Below are 19298 nucleotides of genomic sequence, written 5' to 3' on the forward strand. Positions count from 1 at the left end.
TAGTGAAGTAGTCGCCGAACACGTACCGTTATTCGCTGTGATGGTATAGCTAGTAGCAGATTGAACTGCAGACGGCGTACCTGAGATCACCCCGTTAGTAGCATCAATAGCTAAACCAGCAGAAAGTGCTGGGCTAATTGCATAGGTGTTAGGAGCTCCAGAAGTAATGGTTGGAGCAAGTGCAGTGATAGCATTTCCAGAAGTATACGTCGGACTTGCTGGCGAGTAGTTAAACGCAATCGGGCAAGGGTCGGCGATTACACTTACTGAGATTGTTGTTGTAGATGTTCCTCCTGCATTCGATGCTACAATAGTATAGGCAGTTGTAGTTTGAAGTGCTATAGGCGTACCGGTAATATTACCATTTGAAGTATTGAAATTCAATCCTGTAGGTAGTGCTGGAGTAATACTTACACTGGTTATTGGTCCTCCCGTATTTACTGGAGACCAGGTAGGCGAAATAGCTGTGTTAATAACTAATGAACGAGTACTTTGGGGGTATGAAATATTAGGCGGCGTTGGGTTAACGGTGATATTTAAGGTTGCCGTGGCCGAACATGTTCCATTAGTAGCATTAATTGTATAAGTAGTAGCTGATTGAACTGCAGACGGCGTACCAGTGATGATACCGTTCGTAGCATTTAAATCAAGACCAGCAGGAATCGCTGGACTAATTGTAAATGTATTTGCCAGACCTGTTACAGTTGGTGTTAAACTTGTAATAGCTGTTCCTTGAGTGTAGACGCCTCCAGAAGGGTTATATGTTAACGTAATAGGGCAAGGATTTGCTACTACACTGAATGAAATTTGGGTAGTTCCTGATCCTCCAGGGTTTGTGGCCGTAACTGTATAAGAAGTATTGGCTTGAATTGCAGTCGGTGTACCCGATATTTCGCCAGTCGTTGGGTTTAGAGATAAGTTACTTGGTAAAGCAGGAGAAATTGTTACGCTTGAAATCGCCCCCCCCGTATTATTTATCGTCCAATTTGGACTAATTGGAGTATTTACTACGAATGAGCGATTGGCCGGAGTATAACTAATGACGGGCGCGTCTGGATTAACCAGAATATTTACACTTGCAGTTGAAGAACAAGTACCATTATTAGCAGTAATTGTATAAGCTGTATTTGTAGAGGCAACCGTTGGATTTCCTGTAATGTAACCTGAAATTGAATTTATGGCCAAACCTCCAGGTAATGCCGGGCTAATAGAAAAGGCATTTATTGAACCACTAGTTATTGTTGGAATTAAATTAGGAATTGCTGTTCCTTTGGTATACGTATTGTTAGAAGTAGGATAACTGAAATTAATAGGGCAGTCATTTCCAATTGTTATCTGAATAGATGTTGATCCAGAACCTGCTGCGTTTACTATAGAGACAGTGTAACTTGTCTGAGATAAAAGCCCAGTTGGAGTGCCCGAGATAGTTCCGTCAGTTTGGCTAAAGTTTAATCCAGCTGGAAGTGCAGGACTGATTGATAGCGATGTTATAGGTTGACCAGTGATTACTGGGGTCCAGTTACCTGTCGCTTGTCCTACGCTAAATATTTTTGCGGTTGGGGTATAAGTTATTGTTGGTAAGGTAGGATTTACTGTAATGTTAAATGTACATTCAGCAATGCCAGTAGAATTTGTTACTCGTATAGTAACCGGAAAGGTTCCCACGACAGAAGGGGTTCCAGTAATTTGGCCTGTTGAATTATTAATAAATAATCCTGTAGGTAATGCTGTAGTAACATTATATGAGTCAATTTGGCCTGTAGTTGTAGGTCCAAATGGAACAATAACTGATCCTACTGTAAATATTTTATTTGCAGGACAAGTTACTGTTGGCGGAGGAATAACAACCGATAAATTAATCGAAACAGTTCTTGATGAAGTGGCATTAGTTGCCGTTACAATGTAATTTGCAGCAGTAGAAAGAGTTGAAGGGGTACCAGAAATCACACCTGTGCTTGTATTGAATTGTAAGCCCGCAGGTAATGAAGGTCCAATGCTCCAAGACGTAATTACACCACCATTCGTATTTGTAGGAACAATAGGAGTAATAGGTGAACTAGATTGATATAAAACAAAAGGTGTCCCTGGAGGATAAGCTGGATTAGGCTCTTTGTCTTTTACTTGAATCCTAAAGGTTGTGTTAACTGATCCAGCTCTATTAGAAGTGCTAATCGTATAAGTTGCATCTGCAGCTATTGTAGTGGCAGATACTCCTATTTGACCTGTGGATGTGTTTAATATTAAACCAGCCGGTAAAGCAGGAGCAACGCTCCAGGCACCAGTAACAGACCCTCCCGTGTTTACAGGATTGATTGTTTTATTTACCCCGATAGTGAATATTTCCGGAGCACTATTCGTGTAGGGGTAGGTGATGCTAGGTAATACGGGTAATATTTCCAAAGAAATAGTAGCCGTATTCGATTGATTGCCGCTATATGTTCCGGTAACAATATAATTAGTTCTGATAGGAGCCTCTGTAGGTGTACCTGTAATAATACCTGTTGTAGGATTTAAACTTAGCCCTGCGGGTAAATTAGGAGATACAGAGAAGTTTGAAAAGGCACTCGCCGTTGTTCCGGCAGGTAAAAAAGTGGGCGCAATGGTTTTAGGTTGATTCTCTGTTCCTGTTTGCGGATTCCCCTCGTATTGGAAAGTAGGTGGAACTGCAGTAACCGCTAATGTAATGGTTGTAGAAACAGAGCCGGTACTATTGGTGGCAGTGACAATATAATTGGCGGAAGGGGCCAAAGCTGTTGGCGTTCCGTTAATAATACCTGAATTTAAGCCAATGGCTAATCCCAAAGGTAGCGTAGGTGTAATGGTGATATTAACTGGTGTTCCTGTAATAGTTGGAATCCAGTTATTAATCGCCTGATTTATAACAAAAGATTGTGAAGTGGTAGGTGCATACGTAATGGTAGGTAGTGGAGCCTTTACTTCAATGCTAATGGTAGTAGAAATGCTTCCGCCTGCATTAGATGCAGTGACTGTTACAGGTGTAAAACCTTGAACAGTGGAAGGAGTACCCCTAATTTCTCCTGTTGAACTAATGATAAATAGACCATTAGGAAGTGTGGAGGAGGTGTACGTAATATTAGAACCAGTAATTGTGGGTCTAGCAATAACAGCATCGACCCCTTGGATTAAACTTATATTAGAAGAAGAATAAGTAAATGGGGTACTGGGAGCAGCCTCATTTAAAATAGCAATACTAACCGTACTTGTACTTGTTCCTGCTGTATTTGTTGCAGAAATAGTGTAGTTGCTAGTAATCGTATTTCCAAAAGGGAAACCAAAGAATTCTCCATTAGACGTATTTAATGAAACCCCATCTGGAAGTGCGCCACCTGAAGTAATGGCATATGATGTGGGCGTTCCTCCCGTGTTTATTGGAGCTGGTCTCGGTGAAATATTTTCAAATTTTCTAAACTGTAAATTGCTAGGATTATAGCTAAAAACCGGTGCAACAGGATTACAAGTGATGCTAATAGTTACAGGAGTTTGACCATATATATTAGAACCTATAATTTGGTAATTTCCTAAACTCGGGGCAGCTGGCGTGCCTGTTATTGCCCCCGTAGCCGTGTTAAAATTCAAACCAGTCGGTAGACTTGGACTTATGGAAAAGGTAATACCTGTACCTTCTGTAATGGTGGGAATAATGGGTGTAATGAGTGATTTTTCATTAATTACAAAGGGTGACGCATATGAAAAGGCAGCTCTTCTATCATCAATAATTCTTAATTTAAATGCTCTTGACGCCGGTGTCCCTCCCGAAATCGTATAATCTACATAGCCCTGTGTGGTCGACGGAGTTCCAGACAACGCCCCAGTTGTTGGATCTAGACTTAAACCTAAAGGTAGTGCTGGTGAAATTGTTTGGCCTGAACTTGATCCAGCTGGAAATACAGCTGAATTTGCTCTGCCTACGTAAAACGTGATGGAATCATTAACAGCCACCACCTTATTCGCCTCCAATCGATTAGAAGAAACTAATTCACGGGTAGTCTTGAATGCAGCTTGAGATACAATTGAACTCAAAACGAGGGCAAACAGTAGGGCTAATTTTTTCATCTTAAAAAAGAACAGAGGGCATTTCGGCCAATTTAATAATTGTAATATTAGAGTAAATGTATTTTTATTAAATGAATTAATCAAAAAAAACTTATTTAAAGGTTATAACAAATTTATACAACGGCTCAGAATGAGCTATAAGGGTCGGGAAAAATGATAAAAATCAGGAGATGAAAAGTGTAAAACGATAATTTAAATAGTTAGCTATCTATTTAATTATTAAGCATCCCTTTTGTGACCCATACTTTGATTTGATTGATTTCGCAGGTGCCTAGTTTCGATGTGCTGGATGGCATGGGTTTGTAGCCGGCGGTATGAGTAATTGATCCCATAAGTTGACCACTTGTTGCATAGACTTTTACTTTGGCATAAGTGGATAAATCAATGCTGGCGGATGGACTTACTGCACTGTGGCAACTCACGCAATAGGTTTTTAGTACGGGCATGACGGATGCACTATAGGTTACATTGACTGTGTCACAAGTGGCTGAATAAGAGCAAGAATTATTTTTTGCTCCTTGTTGAATCCATTTGAGGACAAGGGATTTTTGAGCGATAGTAAATTCAGCCGCAGGAGCAGGCGGCATTAGATCTTCACTGTTCGCGAAAAGGCATTTATAAAGGTCGCTTGAGGCTGGGGAGGATACTTTCACCTCGCGCATGATGTTCGTATAATCAGTTAATATAACGCCCTCTTTTTTGGAAATGGCATTATGACAACCGCTCATGGCACAATTTGAGGTGATGAGTGGAAGTACGGATTGTTGAAAGTAAACGGTGTCTGGACTGCAATTAACGGTGGGAGTGGATGGTACCGAAGGCACAGTCGGCACAACCACGGTCGCAGGGGCTAGAGGGGTATTTTTGTCATTTAAACACGAGAAAACGAGAAATAGTACCGCTAGAACCCCGAAGTTCCTCATTTTTTGGAATAATTGATTTTGCTTGAAACCTTGATTACCTCAGCGATTTTTGCAAAAACAATTTTAGGAATGCGTACGTTATAGTCGACTAGTTTCACATCAAACACGCATGTGAGCGCTAGACTAGTACCGGTTGAAACAATAGTTCCCTTTAGTTCAATAGGGCGAGTTACCCCATGAATGGTCGCTGATCCAGAGGCAGAGATCGGGTAGGTGCCGGCTACTGTTAGGTCCACGGATTCTTTGATTTTTCCTTTAAATGTGGCAGATGGAAATTTTTCGCTTTCTAAATAATTCTCGTTAAAGTGCTCCTGCATTAACTTATTGGGAAATACAAAATTGGTGATGCGCATTTGAACGGCTACATCGTTAGTGGCCGTATTGATAATACTGTTTACCGATTTGTTCACAGCATCAATATCTTCCATTGGAGTTTTGGAAAAGAAAGAAACTTCGCCGGTTGTGGTCGAGAATAATTGGGCTTTGGATTGGAATCCAATAAAAAGGAGGGCTAAAAGGAAGATTTTTTTCATTTTTTCTTAGGTTCTAAACTAAAGGTTCTGGCCACATTGAAACCGTAAAAGATGTCGCCGGCACCCCAGGTGCCTGTTGTTTGGCCTATAAAATGTTTCTCTGTCATGCCTCTCGAATTCGTCAAGTGTAACTGAAAAACGTGACCTCCCGTTTCGATATCGACACCTAGAGAAAATGAATCTTGGTAGGGGTAGACTGTACCAGCACTTTCTTCATAATCCTCTTTATCGACGATATTCTTATAATACTCAGCTGAGATACTGAAGCGATTGGTGAGTTTATAACGTCCACCGAAGCCCATCGAGAGCATCGTATTCTCTAGATAAATCGATTCTGACTTATTATTATGTAAAACGGTGGGCATGAGTTGCAAGGATAATTTATCCGAAAATTTGCGAGCGACAAGAAGTTGGCTAAAATACGATTGACGTTGCAAGTTATTCTCGTAGCGCATCACGTTTCCACTCGAAGTCGTGTAGCCCGTAGGCATTGTGTTCGTGGTCATGCCTCCGTACAAAGTAGCGGTTACTGGCATCTTATTTGATTGTGCGATTACCTTGTATTTAGCGTAGAAATCGTACGTTTTTTCAATAGTGGAACGACCCATACCTAGTAGGAGTTGATCCGTTAAGGAATACTCGACGCCTAACCGAATTTTGGCCTCATCTAGACCAAAAAAATTATCAATAAAACCCGAATTCACAGAGCCAAAACGGTGTGAAATCCAGAAATTCAAATGCTGCTTAGCGAGAGTCTCGACAGTTTGGCCATTAATTAATCGCGTTCCCTTAAAAGTCGCCTGCGTAAAGGTTGTTTTCTTCGCATCCTCTTTTTCGAGCATGGCTAATAAATCATCCTGGGCAAAAAGTGGGGTGCACGCAAAAAGTAGAAATAAGATTTTTTTCATTAGGAGTAGATTCTAAGGCTGGTCCCTGTTAAGGCTGTTTTATAGGCTTGAATACCTCTACTTCCATTCGCATTAGTTCCAGCTCCAGATGTGGAAAATGTCGCTCCGTGAACCGTGCAATAAAAACCGCTGCCATTGTATATCACATTTGGTCTTCCTTCATGAGAACAAACTTGCGTAACTGCAGCAAAGTCAGTGGTAGAAACTCGTGCTATGACGATTCCATTTGCGATTACGTAATTTCCGGTAGTATTTAATTTACTGTACACAGCATTCGTAAGATCTAAGGTGAAATCTATGCTGCTGGTTGGTGTAACGTCCTCGTTTTCACAAGAGCTTAAACTAGCGGCTCCACAGTAAACAGCTAAAAGTGAGGCTCCTTTAAAGCCAAGTGATTTTAAAAATTCGTTTCGTTTGATTTTGTTTTCCATGGGTACTCCGGTTTATTTTCGAAATTTAAACAATATAACGAGTTAAATTCTTGATTGTTATCAGGAGTAGGCTTAAATAGATAAAATGTGGTTTAAATCTATTTGGTTATATTTGAAGATAAATAAGAACAAATGCTAGAAACTTTTTTGATTCGTTACGCCCTGAATTTGATTTTTACCTTCATCGTGGTGCGTTTCATTTATTACCCAAAATACCGGAATAACGACTTCGTTTTTACCTTTTTCTTATTTAATACGATTCTTTTCGTGCTTTGTTATCTATTGGCAGAGGCGGATTTGAAGTTTGGTTTTGCCTTTGGATTGTTTGCCTTGTTCTCTATGTTTCGTTACCGGACGGTCACGGTTCCGATCGGTGAAATGGGTTATTTTTTCCTAGTGGTGACGCTGGGCATAATTAACTCTTTAGCCTCATTGGTTAATGTGGAGATGCTATTAGTAGCTAATTCGGTATTGGTGGCCATGACCTTTTTATTAGGCAGAACTTTGTCGCTAACCCATGAGAATTTCCAAACTTTGAACTACGAAAATCTGGGATTAATTAAACCTGCTGAGCGGGCAGAATTATTGAAGGATTTGTCGGAGCGCACGGGTTATCCCATTCACAAAGTTCAGATCGTGAAAGTAGATTATCAGCGCGGAATTGCGCAATTAAGGGTCTATTATTTTTCCAAAGAGAATGAGTCGGCTCCACTCGATGTAGATGCATAAAATCCTCTTTTTTTTAGTTCCCTTTTCGCTTGCGTCGCAGGTCGATTCTACGCGTACATTGAAGGAAGTAAAAGTCCAAGGTATTCGTTCAGAGATGACAAGTGATCCGTCAAAGAAGGTATATCAAGTGGGAGCGAACTTGACGAATTTAGGAGGAAATCTTTTCGATATTTTAAGCAATATACCCTCTATTTATGTCACGAGCGATGGACACGTGACCTATCGAGGTAACCAAAATCTCACCCTATTTTTTGATGGATTGCCGGCAGGAATTGTCAGTTCTTCGCGGGCTAATGCGTTGAGTTTATATCCAGCAGATCAGATAGATCGGATCGAAATTCTATCGAATCCAGGCGCAAAATATTCAGCCGAAGGAAGTGGTGGAATTTTAAATATTGTGCTGAAAAAAGGGACTAAATCAGAGTCACTTCGGATTAATTCGAATGTGGGAACAAACGATAAATATGCACTTTCCGCCACCTACGCTAAAGGAGTGAAGAAGTGGACCCATTTAATTGATCTTAATTTACGCCAAAACACCAGAGATAATTACCAGTTTCTATACCGTGAAAACCCAAGCAGGTTTGGCTATTCTCAAGTAACCCAAAACACAGATGAAATCAACCGAGATTACAATCAATCTCTCCGATTAAATTCCGTTTATTCGTTGAGTAAAGATCGTTCCATCGGGATGTCTTTTATGGGTCGGCTTTCCAGGGACCATAACTCTGAAATTCGCTACAATAAAAGTGAATTCGTGTACACAGCTGATCGTTTGTATGCACGAGAGGCAGAAAAAAGAGGAAGTGATTATGGCTTTGACTTGAATCTATTTTATAATCCCAGCGCCAATGGTAAAATTGATTTTTTGTGGATTAGAAATCAGGGCTCGGACGCGAATCAATTTTACCAGTATTATTTCTTCGAGGACTTCAATACGCCTAATCCAAATATTGCGGAACGTTTTGAGCGGTCTGCAGCCTCCAGCCAAAACTCTACCCTCTTAGTTCAGGGCGATTGGATAAAAGTGATTTCGTCACGACTGAAACTAGAATATGGTTTTCGCTTCAATTCTCGTTTTTTCTCTAATGACTTCAGGTATGAAAAGCTAAAAGAAGGAGTATACAATCGTGACATAGCCAGATCGAATGGATTTAATTACCAAGAGCACGTACAAGCTGCTTACCTGTCTCAAGCCTATAAAAGCGCTAATTGGTCCGTAGATGCCGGCTTAAGATTGGAGGCTACTGAAATAGCAGGTGAAGTACATCAAAATTATGTGAACCTATTTCCTTCCTTAACGGTCTTGCACCCCTTTTCAACAACGCAATCAGTCTCTTTTGGACTATCTACTCGCATTACTAGACCCAGTTACAAGTCCTTGAATCCCTTTATTTCATTCGCGGATCCTTTGAATTTGAATTCAGGAAATCCTAATTTGAGGCCAGAGAGGACACTTTTAGTAGAATTAGCTCACAACAAGGATTTCAAATCCCTATCCATTTCGAATACGCTATTTTACCGTGAAATCACTGGTTTAGTGGGAAGAGTACGCACATTTTTAGGAGGGGATACTACCTTAACACGCTATGAGAATATTTCCAAATCCCGAGCGTGGGGTTTCGAAAATATCAGCACTTGGTCCATCACAAAAAATTACAAGATGACTTTAACTTCTTCGGTTTTCCAAACCGATTTAGAAGGGTCCATTAACAACACGGACGTATCTTTAAACCGATGGAGTTGGAATTCGCGTTTGAATCAACAATTCAAATGGAATAAAGGCTGGTCTGGCCAAATCTCTGGTATTTACCAATCTGAAATGATTAATCCTTTTGGAATTATTCAACCTTTTTATACGGTGGATGTAGGGGTCAAAAAGGATTTTGGTAAACTCTCTATCAATGCGAGGGTAAATGATATTTTTGATACCCAAAAAACGATTTACGATTCGCGCCCCTTCGGTCTAATCAGTGACATTGAGCGCAAAAAGGAAACCCGCATTTTTTTCCTGGGCTTCACCTACAAATTTGAGAGCAAAAAGATGAAGGAGGCTAGAGAGAGAAGAAGGGTTAACGAAGAGGAAATAGAATTGGATGATTTTTAATCATCCAATTCTATTTCCTCTTCGTTCAAAGCACAAAGCACAAAGAATAAAGTAGAGTAGAGATGTTCGAAGTATTCTTAGAGAGTTTTTTTAAATGTAAATCACAAAATTATTGCGCAGCACAATTTTAGATTTACATTTAAAAAGACGAGTTATTTACTCTTCACCCTCGACTTCTCCGCATCTAACCCTGTCGCTCTTTCTCTCGCCCCTTTGATGGACATATTCCCAAAACGATAGCTGAAATTCAAGCGCACCACGCGCGAATCTTGACGCGGACGTACAGCGATATCCAGATCACCGTATTTGATAAATACATCTGGGTTAGAGGTATATAAAATATCTTGGGCGTTCAAACGAATCACTCCACGTTTTTTCATCACTGTTTTTTGGATTCCGAGATTGAGCGACCCACCAGCTCCAAAAATAAAGGCACTCTCTAAACCTCCAGAGAAATAGTTACCACCGATTTCGAAACGGAACTCTTTAGGAAGGGTAAAGATGTGATTGGAATTGAAATAGAATTGGTTATTAACTGGACTCAGGTTCACATTTTCAACTTTTCCGACAAGTTCAGCGCGATTAAAGTAGATGTCAGTATTGCTGCTCCACCATTTGGCGATTGGAATCGGTAAGGAGAATCCAAGACTATAATTTGTCCGCTCGGCCATGTTAGCTGTCGTTTGAAAGGATTTTCTGGCCTCTGTGTCTTGTTTTAGGATTTCTGTTATCACATTAGTGGTATGGCTATAGCCCAAAATAGTACTGAATGCCCCCATAAATGTGTGGCTGAATTCTACTGAGTTTGTAAGCTGTGGAGTTAGTAATGGATTACCTACTCTAAAGGTGAAGTTGTCTAGAAAGAACACAAAGGGATTCAAATCTCCATAGCTAGGGCGGTCGATTCGGCGCGAGAAGTTTAAGCTGAGGCTATGGTTTTTGGACATATCATATTGAAAAAACGCACTTGGGAAAAGCTGGGCATAATCCCGGCGAAATGTCGAGTCTTTCGAATTCGCCGTGTAGGCTTGAGACAAACCATCAGCTAAAGTCCACTCTCCGCGCAAGCCGATTTGGTAACTAAATTTTCCTATCGCCCGTTCCGTGTTCAAATAGGCGGCATGGATTTGTTCCGTATAGATGAATTGATTGCTTTGGCCCGTCAAAAAAGTAAAGGCACGATCACCCTCATTTTTTCCTTGAAAGCGTAAATCGTTATCGGTCTTTACATAAGATGATTTCAATCCCGCACCCCATTTAGATTTCAAGAAAGAGGGAAGGACATAATCAAGTTTGAAAGAATATTGATCGACAAATGATTTGGAATTATTCAATAACAAAGAATCTGGACGCAAGGCTGTGAAATTTCCAGCTAGAAATTGAGAGCGTAGATTAGAACCATTGTTATCCACAAAGCGCGCATAGTCGAGATCAATCGTTAATTCACGCCCCGTACTATCATAGTTATGTTTGAAGTTGAAATTAGCCGAATAATTATGACTCGGATTTCCTACATTGTTGTAGGTGTTTAAGCGTGACAAGGCCTTTCCGGCACTCGTATATTGTATGGTCTGATTAAGCCCATTATTCAATGTAAATTGATTGAAATTTCCGGAGGCTAAAATCCCCACCGTAGTTTTCTTCGAATAGTACCAATCGACACCCCCTTTTAACTGGGTAGTTTGGTTCTCATTTTTAAACGCATAGCCATTCTCCCAAACCTCATTTTGTGCTCTAAATTGCCGAGTTAAATAATTGCGATCTAAGGTTATTCTGTTTACGACGGATCCATTTCCAAACCAGTTCCAACCATTTTTTCGGTAGTTCAAATTTACTCCCGTGCTTTGACGCGAATAAACCCCTTGTGCTACCGTAGCATTCGCCGAACCATTCAAACCAATGTTCGAATTCTTTTTCAACTTAATATTGATAATTCCACCCGTTCCAGCGGCATCATAACGAGAGGAGGGATTAGCCATAATCTCTAATTGAGAGATTTGGTCAGCTGGTAAATTCTTCAAATAATTAGCTAAATCAGCTCCTGTTAAATACGATATTTTTCCATCAATCATGATGGAAGCGCCCGATTTTCCGCGCAAAGAAATGTTGCCATCCTTGTCCACAATCACACCCGGAGAGCGCTCTAATAATTCCATGGTGGTATTTCCCGCAGCCATCGCGGAGTTCTCCACATTCACGATTGTCTTGTCCAGCTTTTTTTCGATGAATGGTTTCGTGGCTGTTACTTTCACTTCGGCTAATTCTGTGCTCAAGGGTGAAAGTGTGATGATGCCTAATTCTATTTCAGTATCGGCTGATATCTCATCTAGAATGATTTTTGCAGGTTTAAATCCCGTGGATTGAATGGTCAAAGTAAATTTACCCAGAGGTAATTTAGTCACCTTTAATTCGCCATTTTCATTCGTATTCATGCCTTTTACCAAGCTCGAATCGGCGGTTTTCTTTAGTAGAACCGTTGCAAATGGTAGCGCTTCTTTATTGGAATCTTGTAGAAGTAGGTGTAGTGAATTTTGGCCAAAAGCCGTAACAGAACAAACAAGTAATAAGGCAATTAATTTCATCGGGCAAAGTTCTTGAAAAAACTTGGCCTCAAGAAGTGATTATTGACCAATGGTTAATTTTACGTTTAAAGCACAAAGTTGAAGTATAAAACGAATGCTAAAAATGTGCTGCGCAATATTTTTATGCACTTCGTTTCATACTTCTCACTATTTAAGAGTAGATAAAAGAGAATAGATTAAATCCAAATAGATTCAATTATTGAAGATTAATGAAAAAGACTTACAAGAAATTATTGCATAGCACAATTTCCGTAAGTCTTTTTTATTAATCGTAATATGAATCTAATTTGGCCTTAATCTAAACACCATCCCCGGACTCTCCACCCCGATATACAAATAGCCATCGCGGCCTTGCTGTACGTTACGCATACGGCCCACGTTTAACAAGACCTTCTCTTGCTTCACCACCTTGTTATTCTTCATTTCCACCCGGTTCAAATAATTGAAACGAAGCGATCCAATCATCAAATTGCCTTTCCAAGCTGGGTATTTATCGCCAGTTACAAAAGTCAAACCTGATGGGGCGATAGAAGGAATGAAATAGGAAACAGGTTGCTCCATGCCTTCTTTTTTAGAGATAGCGGAAATTGGTTTTCCATCATAATTAATACCATAGGTGATTACGGGCCAGCCGTAGTTCTTTCCAGGCTGAATAAGGTTAATTTCATCACCGCCACGAGGACCGTGCTCGGTCTCCCAGATATCCCCAGTCCACGGATTCGTGGTTAAACCTTGAGGGTTACGTTGGCCGTAAGAATAAATACTTGGGTGATCAGAATTCTTAAATGGATTATCGGCAGGAACCGTTCCGTCATCATTCAAACGGTGGATTTTACCATTGTCATTATCCAAATTTTGTGGAAACACCTTTTCCATTCCGCGTTCTCCCACGGAGAAGAAAAGATAACCTTTTTTGTCAAACGTAATGCGAGATCCATAATGGTAGGAGGTTTTCGTGTAGGGTTTTGCCTCGAAAATCTCCTGTGCTTCTACCCACTTATTATCTTTGATCTTTCCACGAACGATAGCCGTTGTATTGACTTTGGCCCCATCCTCCATCTTGAATTTTGAATAAGACAAATAGACCCAACCATTCTTCTCGTATTGTGGATGCAACGCCACATCTAATAAACCACCTTGACCTTGAGCAAAAACGGAAGGTATTCCTGTGATAGCTGTTTTGTTACGATTTTGGTCTACATGATACAAAACGCCTGAGCGATCGGTGATCAAATAGTCATTCGAAGGTAATTGAGCAAAACCCCAAGGGCTTTCGAAACCTGTGGCGATCGTATCTAAAACGATCGTCATTCCGTCCGACTTGAAGATGTTCGAAGTCGGTTTATTCGCGAACTTGTATTGTTCCACACCGGCTAAGTTTTCGACAATTAGATCCGCTAATTTTTCGATTTCTTTAGGGGTTAAGACCTCTTTCCAGGTAGGCATTCCTGCATCTGGATAACCATTCGAAATGCTGGCTAGAATGTCTGATTTTTTATCACCGTGCTTCCATTTGCGGTCCACGAACGCTTCCACTTTTTCACCGTGGCAAGACGCACAATATTTGGTATAATTAACCTCTGCGGGTTCTTCGATTACAGCAGGAGCCTTCGTTAATGACATCGTGCTTAAAGCGGCCATTGCAAAAAGGCCAATAAAGGATAACTTTTTAATCATAGTTGGATAAATTTACAGCCACTAAGCTAAATATTAATTTCTATATTTCTATCTTTAAAGCTTACCTGAATTAACATATGAAAAAAATCTTACTCCTATTCTTATTTGCGTCGTTGACTGTCAGCGCGCAGGTTCCTAGTCCTAAATCGCATTTTGGCTTTAACATAGGCGATAACTACCATTTAGCTACGTTTACGCAGACGGAAGGCTACCTAAAAAAGGTGGCTGCGTCCTCTAATCGCGTGAAATTACAGTCGATTGGGAAGACGGAAGAAGGAAGAAATCAATACATGGTGATCGTTTCGGATCCCGCGAATATTAAGAATTTAGCGAAATACAAGGCTATTTCGCAGCGTTTAGCCCGGGCGGAAGGCTTGAGTGAGGTGGAGGCGAAGGCTTTGGCCAAAGAAGGGAAAGCCATCGTCTGGATCGACGGCGGTTTACACGCTACTGAAACGGTGGGAATTCACCAATGGATCGAGTCGATCTATCAATTTACCACCCGGAATGACGAAGAAACAAAACGTATTCTTCAAAACACCATCATCCTTTTTGTCCACGCGAACCCAGATGGCCAGGAACTCGTTTCGAATTGGTATATGCGCAAAGCAGATACCTTGAAACGCTCCACCTATAATCTACCGCGTCTATATGAGAAATACATCGGACACGATAATAACCGCGATTTCTACATGATGAACATGAGTGAGACGACGAATATGTCTCGCCAACAATACATCGAGTGGATGCCCCAAATCCTCTACAATCACCACCAAACTGGCCCAGCAGGAACGGTAGTCGCTGGTCCTCCGTACCGTGATCCATTCAACTATGTTTATGATCCACTATTAATCACTGGGATCGATGCGTTAGGTGCTGCGATGAGTTCCCGTTTGAACGCGGAAGGAAAACCAGGCTACACGATGAAATCAGGCTCCGTTTATTCCACTTGGTGGAACGGTGGATTACGCACAACAGCCTATTACCACAATATCATCGGTTTATTAACGGAGATCATCGGGGATCCGACACCATCCACCATTCCTTTAGTTCCAAGCCGTTTGATTCCTAATTCAGCCACCCCATTCCCGATTACACCGCGCAAATGGTTCTTCAAGAACTCGATTGATTACTCACTTTCTTTGAACTATGCCGTCTTAAATTATGCGACCCGCTACCGCGAAGAGGTGTTACTGAACATCTACAAGATGGGTAAGAAATCCATTGATTTAGGTTCACAGGATTATTGGACGATGTCTCCTAATAAAGTGGAGAAATTAGCGGAAGTTTCTGGTGGTAATTATAAGATGAAAACGGATAGTTTGTATGCGCTTGTGTATAAAAATCCAAAGACGCGTGATGCGCGTGCTTATATCTTGTCAGCAGATCAAACTACTACGAGTATTGCGTTTATTAACATCTTGATCAAGAGCGGTATTCGCATTGAAAAGGCGACTAAAGCCTTTGAAGTAAACGGAAAAGCCTATCCAGCTGGCTCTTATGTTGTGAAAACAAATCAAGCCTTTCGGGCACATGTACTCGATATGTTCGAGCCACAAGATCACCCGAATGACTTCCAATATCCAGGTGGGCCTCCGGTACGTCCTTACGATGCAGCGGGTTGGACTCCTGCTTATACGATGGGGGTTCAGTTTGACCGAATTTTGGAAGACGTAAATGGACCCTTCGAAACAGTTCCTTATGGCGAAATTCAACAGGCAAAACCAGCCTTCGTAACAGGTGCCTATTATTCTTTCTCGACATCGGATAATGCCTCTTTTACTTTATTGAATGATTTATTAAAAGCGGGTATCGAAGTGTCGAAAAATGCTTCGGCTTTTTATGTGAAACATAGTACAGCTGCGGCGGAAATTCTGGCGAAAGCTTCCGTGAAAACACAAGTATTAAGCGCTTTGCCTGCTAGCGTATCAGCTAAAGTAGGAACTAAAAGAGTGGGTCTTTGGGATACCTATGGTGGGTCGATGCCTTCAGGTTGGTTACGTTGGATTTTAGAGCAGCATCATTTTGATTTCAAATTAGTCTATGCCAAAGAGATTGATAAAGGTGGCTTGCGTTCGAAATTCGATGTATTGATTTTTGTCAAAGGAGCTATTCCCGGCTTAAGACCAGAGCCAGCAAGCGAGTGGGATGAGAAAGAACCTGTGGAGGCAGATATTCCAGCTGAATTCCACGAAACAATGGGTAAAATTACGGTGGCAAAATCGGTTCCAGCCTTACGCGCTTTCTTGGAAGAAGGGGGTGATGTGATTACCATAGGATCGAGTTCTAACCTAGCGTATCATTTAAATTTACCTGTTAAGAATGCGCTAGTGGAAATGGTAGCAGGAAAAGAGCGTAATTTGCCGGGTGAGAAATTCTACATTCCGGGTAGTGTAATGCAAGTGGCTGTAGATCAAAATTCACCAGCAAACTGGGGAATGGCGCCTACAGCAGATGTCATTTTTGCGGCTAGCCCCGTATTTAAACTAGCCCCAGAGGCGATTTCTCATGGTGTATTGACACCATTAGCCTGGTTTGCTTCAGATAAGACGTTGAGAAGTGGCTGGGCTTTTGGTCAGGTCTATTTGCAAGATGGTGTCGCTGCTTTCCAAGCGAAAGTAGGGAAGGGAAATCTTTACGTGTATGGTCCAGAAGTAACCTTCAGAGGCCAAACACACAGTACATTCAAAATGGTATTTAATCAATTATATGAAAACAATCGCTAAGATTATTGGGGGTATTTTTTTTGCCTTATTTGCTGTCATTTTATTCTTCGCTGAGAGCGATCGCCCAGTGGAGGAATTGATCCCGTTGTATGCGAACAAGGATTCTAAGTTTATGGATATCTTAGGAATGAAGGTGCATTACCGGGATGAGGGAGTGGCTACGGATTCGGTGCCTTTGATCTTATTACATGGAATGTCCTCCTCCTTGAATACCTGGGATAGTGTAGTGATTGATTTGAAACCACACAAGCGTGTGATTAGTTTGGATTTACCTGGTTTCGCTTTAACAGGACCTTCGCCTGAAAATGCGTACAATTTCCCGTATTATTCGAAGTTCATTGACTCGTTTACGACTCGTTTACAAATCAAGCGCTTCATTTTAGTGGGAAATTCCCTGGGTGGCGCGATTTCTTGGAACTATGCGCTTCACAATCCATCTCGCTTAGCAAAGATGGTCTTAGTTGATGCCGCAGGATATCCGAAGAAAGGGGAGAGTGGATCACTTGGTTTTAAGTTAGCCTCTACTCCAGTGATCAATAATCTGTTATTGTATGTAACCCCTAAGGCTTTAGTGCGCAAGAGCTTAGAGACCGTTTATTATGATCAATCTCGAGTGACGGATGCACAGGTGGAGCGTTTCCATGATGTGGCGATTCGCGAAGGTAATAGAGAGGCTGTTTTACAGATATTTAAGGGGTCATTTAAAGGGGATCCCAATCAAATTAAGTCCATCAAGACCCCTACCTTGATTTTATGGGGTGATAAGGACAATCTAATCGGGGTAAACAACGTGGATAATTTCTTGAAAGACATTAAAGGAAGCAAGGCTGAAATCTATAAGAATATAGGCCACGTTCCGATGGAGGAGGTACCTGGGAAGGTGGCTTCGTCTATTTTAAGGTTCCTCAACTAGGAATGTCAAATAGAAAATCTTATCATTGTATCAATTATAGACAATAAACCTATTTAATCATGAAAAGAATCTGGCAACTTACTTGCCTGCTTGGACTAATTGCGTCCAATGCGTTTGCACAAACCGATTTTAAAATGCCTGTTCAGGCTAAAATTGAATCAGGAATTATCGAAGGGGATTACAATACCCAGACAGGAATTCAGACTTATTTTGGCGTGCCTTTTGCTAAACCACCGGTAGGTGAGTTGCGTTGGAAGGCACCCGTTCCAGCTGAACCTTGGTCGGGAGTGAAGAAAACGAAAGCATTTGGACCACGTCCTATTCAGGCGATTGTTTTTGGTGATATGGGATCTCGATCGGCGGGTCTGAGCGAGGATTGTTTATATCTAAATGTGTGGTCTCCAGCCAAGCGTAATACAAAAAACTTACCGGTCTTAGTTTACTTCTACGGAGGCGGATTATTCGCGGGGGATGCATCTGAGCCCCGTTATGATGGAGAGGCAATGTCGAAGCAAGGAATTGTAGTCGTGACGGTTAACTACCGACTAGGCCTTTTCGGATTCTACTCGCATCCTGAATTATCGGCGGAGGCATCGTATAAGGCGTCTGGAAACTATGGTTATTTAGACCAAAATTTGGCCTTGAAATGGGTACAAAAGAACATCGCCGCTTTTGGAGGTGATCCATCTAAAGTGACGATTGCTGGAGAATCAGCAGGTTCTGCCTCTGTATCTGTTCAAATGGCTTCTCCGCTATCAAAGGGCCTAATCGCCGGCGCAATCGGAGAAAGTGGTGCGGGAATTAATCCGACCATGTCCCCTGTACCATTAGCGCAAGCAGAGAAAGCAGGGGTTGCTTTTGCCGAAAAAGCAGGAGCGAAGTCTTTGAAAGATTTACGTGCCATGTCATCTCGCGAATTGTTTGAGATTGCTCAAGAGACACGTACCATGAGTTTTTCTACGGTAGTGGACGGGTATTTTTTGCCAAAAACATTACCTGAATTATTCAATGCCAAGCAGCAATCGATGGTTCCGCTTCTTTTAGGTTGGAACTCTGCAGAAGTTTCAGGTGGCATGTTTATGCAAGGAAAGCCGTATACGCATGATAATTATGTTTCAAAAGTAAAAGAGGTGTATCCTACAGATCACGAAACTGCTTTGAAATTATATCCATCAGGAACAGAGGATGTGATCGAGCGTTCGGCTACTGCTTTATCTTCAGATCGTTTTATTGCTTACAGCACTTGGAAATGGTTTGATTTACATCGCAAGAACTCTTCGCAACCTGTCTATCGTTATTTATATGCTCGTCACCGGGCTCCTTTAGTAGACAAGAATGTCGCATCAGGTTTAGCTGGGGGAACTGTTAAGGCAGATCCTAATGCACCTAAGCCACGTCCAGCGGTAGGCGCACCTCACGCTTGTGAGATCGAGTATTGCATGGGTAATCTGCACTTGATTAAGGATTATGCGTTTACGGCGGATGATTATACGGTCTCTAAAACGATGTTCACTTATTTCGCGAACTTCATTAAGACGGGAAATCCGAATGGAGGGACTTTGGCAAACTGGCCAACAGCAGCTCCTTTAGATAAAGAACCTGGAGTGATGGTGATCGATGTAGAATCAAAGGCAGTTAAGGCAACAGATGAAGCACGCTATGAATTTTTAGATAAACAATACAAAAACTAATCAG

Annotated in this window: 12 protein-coding genes; 5 read left to right on the forward strand and 7 right to left on the reverse strand. The window is 41.4% G+C overall.

Annotation, left to right across the window (positions count from 1 at the left end):
- The 5 genes from ACILP5_RS09625 to ACILP5_RS09645 form a co-directional block, all read right to left on the reverse strand.
- The coding region (locus ACILP5_RS09625; RefSeq protein ID WP_395618432.1) for a beta strand repeat-containing protein at window positions 1–4074 on the reverse strand (4074 nt) is incomplete at its 3' end.
- Between the two features lie 212 nt (window positions 4075–4286).
- Window positions 4287–4997, reverse strand: a complete 711-nt coding sequence (locus tag ACILP5_RS09630) for a hypothetical protein (RefSeq protein ID WP_395618433.1) — start codon at window positions 4995–4997, stop codon at window positions 4287–4289.
- Window positions 4994–5530, reverse strand: a complete 537-nt coding sequence (locus ACILP5_RS09635; protein WP_395618434.1) for a YceI family protein — start codon at window positions 5528–5530, stop codon at window positions 4994–4996. The genes ACILP5_RS09630 and ACILP5_RS09635 overlap by 4 nt, the downstream gene beginning before the upstream one ends.
- A complete protein-coding gene (locus tag ACILP5_RS09640; protein ID WP_395618435.1) occupies window positions 5527–6438 on the reverse strand; it encodes a DUF5777 family beta-barrel protein in 912 nt (303 codons plus the stop codon). The genes ACILP5_RS09635 and ACILP5_RS09640 overlap by 4 nt, the downstream gene beginning before the upstream one ends.
- Window positions 6438–6869 carry a Rieske 2Fe-2S domain-containing protein gene (locus ACILP5_RS09645; protein WP_395618436.1) on the reverse strand — a complete coding sequence of 144 codons (432 nt, stop codon included), beginning with the start codon at window positions 6867–6869 and terminating at the stop codon, window positions 6438–6440. The genes ACILP5_RS09640 and ACILP5_RS09645 overlap by 1 nt, the downstream gene beginning before the upstream one ends.
- Before the next feature lie 132 nt (window positions 6870–7001).
- Here ACILP5_RS09645 and ACILP5_RS09650 point away from each other — a divergent pair, with 132 nt between their 5' ends.
- Window positions 7002–7598: a DUF4956 domain-containing protein gene (locus tag ACILP5_RS09650; protein ID WP_395618437.1), complete on the forward strand. Its 597-nt coding sequence runs from the start codon at window positions 7002–7004 to the stop codon at window positions 7596–7598.
- The gene (locus tag ACILP5_RS09655) at window positions 7591–9705 is read left to right on the forward strand and encodes a TonB-dependent receptor domain-containing protein (protein ID WP_395618438.1); all 2115 of its coding nucleotides are present in this window, start codon (window positions 7591–7593) and stop codon (window positions 9703–9705) included. The genes ACILP5_RS09650 and ACILP5_RS09655 overlap by 8 nt, the downstream gene beginning before the upstream one ends.
- Before the next feature lie 152 nt (window positions 9706–9857).
- Here the strand turns inward: ACILP5_RS09655 and ACILP5_RS09660 are convergent, their stop codons facing one another.
- Both ACILP5_RS09660 and ACILP5_RS09665 read right to left on the reverse strand, forming a co-directional pair.
- Window positions 9858–12287, reverse strand: coding sequence for a TonB-dependent receptor domain-containing protein (locus ACILP5_RS09660; protein ID WP_395618439.1), 2430 nt, complete (start codon window positions 12285–12287; stop codon window positions 9858–9860).
- A 282-nt stretch (window positions 12288–12569) separates the two neighbouring features.
- The gene (locus ACILP5_RS09665; RefSeq protein ID WP_395618440.1) at window positions 12570–13964 is read right to left on the reverse strand and encodes a PQQ-dependent sugar dehydrogenase; all 1395 of its coding nucleotides are present in this window, start codon (window positions 13962–13964) and stop codon (window positions 12570–12572) included.
- Between the two features lie 77 nt (window positions 13965–14041).
- On the opposite strand from ACILP5_RS09665, the gene ACILP5_RS09670 reads away from it, so the two are divergent.
- From ACILP5_RS09670 to ACILP5_RS09680, 3 genes are read left to right on the forward strand one after another with little or no spacing between them, the layout of a single operon-like run.
- The gene (locus ACILP5_RS09670) at window positions 14042–16690 is read left to right on the forward strand and encodes a M14 metallopeptidase family protein (protein ID WP_395618441.1); all 2649 of its coding nucleotides are present in this window, start codon (window positions 14042–14044) and stop codon (window positions 16688–16690) included.
- Window positions 16674–17603, forward strand: a complete 930-nt coding sequence (locus tag ACILP5_RS09675) for an alpha/beta fold hydrolase (protein ID WP_395618442.1) — start codon at window positions 16674–16676, stop codon at window positions 17601–17603. Before ACILP5_RS09670 ends, ACILP5_RS09675 begins: the two co-directional genes overlap by 17 nt.
- 59 nt (window positions 17604–17662) lie before the next feature.
- A complete protein-coding gene (locus ACILP5_RS09680; protein ID WP_395618443.1) occupies window positions 17663–19294 on the forward strand; it encodes a carboxylesterase/lipase family protein in 1632 nt (543 codons plus the stop codon).
- Window positions 19295–19298: the final 4 nt, after the last annotated feature.

Source organism: Aquirufa sp., assembly GCF_044239315.1.
Lineage (GTDB): Bacteria > Bacteroidota > Bacteroidia > Cytophagales > Spirosomataceae > Aquirufa.

What these genes read in the sequence shown, in the direction of transcription:
- ACILP5_RS09630 (WP_395618433.1), bottom strand. Translation starts at nt 4,997, where the DNA reads ATGAGGAACTTCGGGGTTCTAGCGGTACTATTTCTCGTTTTCTCGTGT.
- ACILP5_RS09635 (WP_395618434.1), bottom strand. Translation starts at nt 5,530, where the DNA reads ATGAAAAAAATCTTCCTTTTAGCCCTCCTTTTTATTGGATTCCAATCC.
- ACILP5_RS09640 (WP_395618435.1), bottom strand. Translation starts at nt 6,438, where the DNA reads ATGAAAAAAATCTTATTTCTACTTTTTGCGTGCACCCCACTTTTTGCC.
- ACILP5_RS09645 (WP_395618436.1), bottom strand. Translation starts at nt 6,869, where the DNA reads ATGGAAAACAAAATCAAACGAAACGAATTTTTAAAATCACTTGGCTTT.
- ACILP5_RS09650 (WP_395618437.1), top strand. Translation starts at nt 7,002, where the DNA reads ATGCTAGAAACTTTTTTGATTCGTTACGCCCTGAATTTGATTTTTACC.
- ACILP5_RS09655 (WP_395618438.1), top strand. Translation starts at nt 7,591, where the DNA reads ATGCATAAAATCCTCTTTTTTTTAGTTCCCTTTTCGCTTGCGTCGCAG.
- ACILP5_RS09660 (WP_395618439.1), bottom strand. Translation starts at nt 12,287, where the DNA reads ATGAAATTAATTGCCTTATTACTTGTTTGTTCTGTTACGGCTTTTGGC.
- ACILP5_RS09665 (WP_395618440.1), bottom strand. Translation starts at nt 13,964, where the DNA reads ATGATTAAAAAGTTATCCTTTATTGGCCTTTTTGCAATGGCCGCTTTA.
- ACILP5_RS09670 (WP_395618441.1), top strand. Translation starts at nt 14,042, where the DNA reads ATGAAAAAAATCTTACTCCTATTCTTATTTGCGTCGTTGACTGTCAGC.
- ACILP5_RS09675 (WP_395618442.1), top strand. Translation starts at nt 16,674, where the DNA reads ATGAAAACAATCGCTAAGATTATTGGGGGTATTTTTTTTGCCTTATTT.
- ACILP5_RS09680 (WP_395618443.1), top strand. Translation starts at nt 17,663, where the DNA reads ATGAAAAGAATCTGGCAACTTACTTGCCTGCTTGGACTAATTGCGTCC.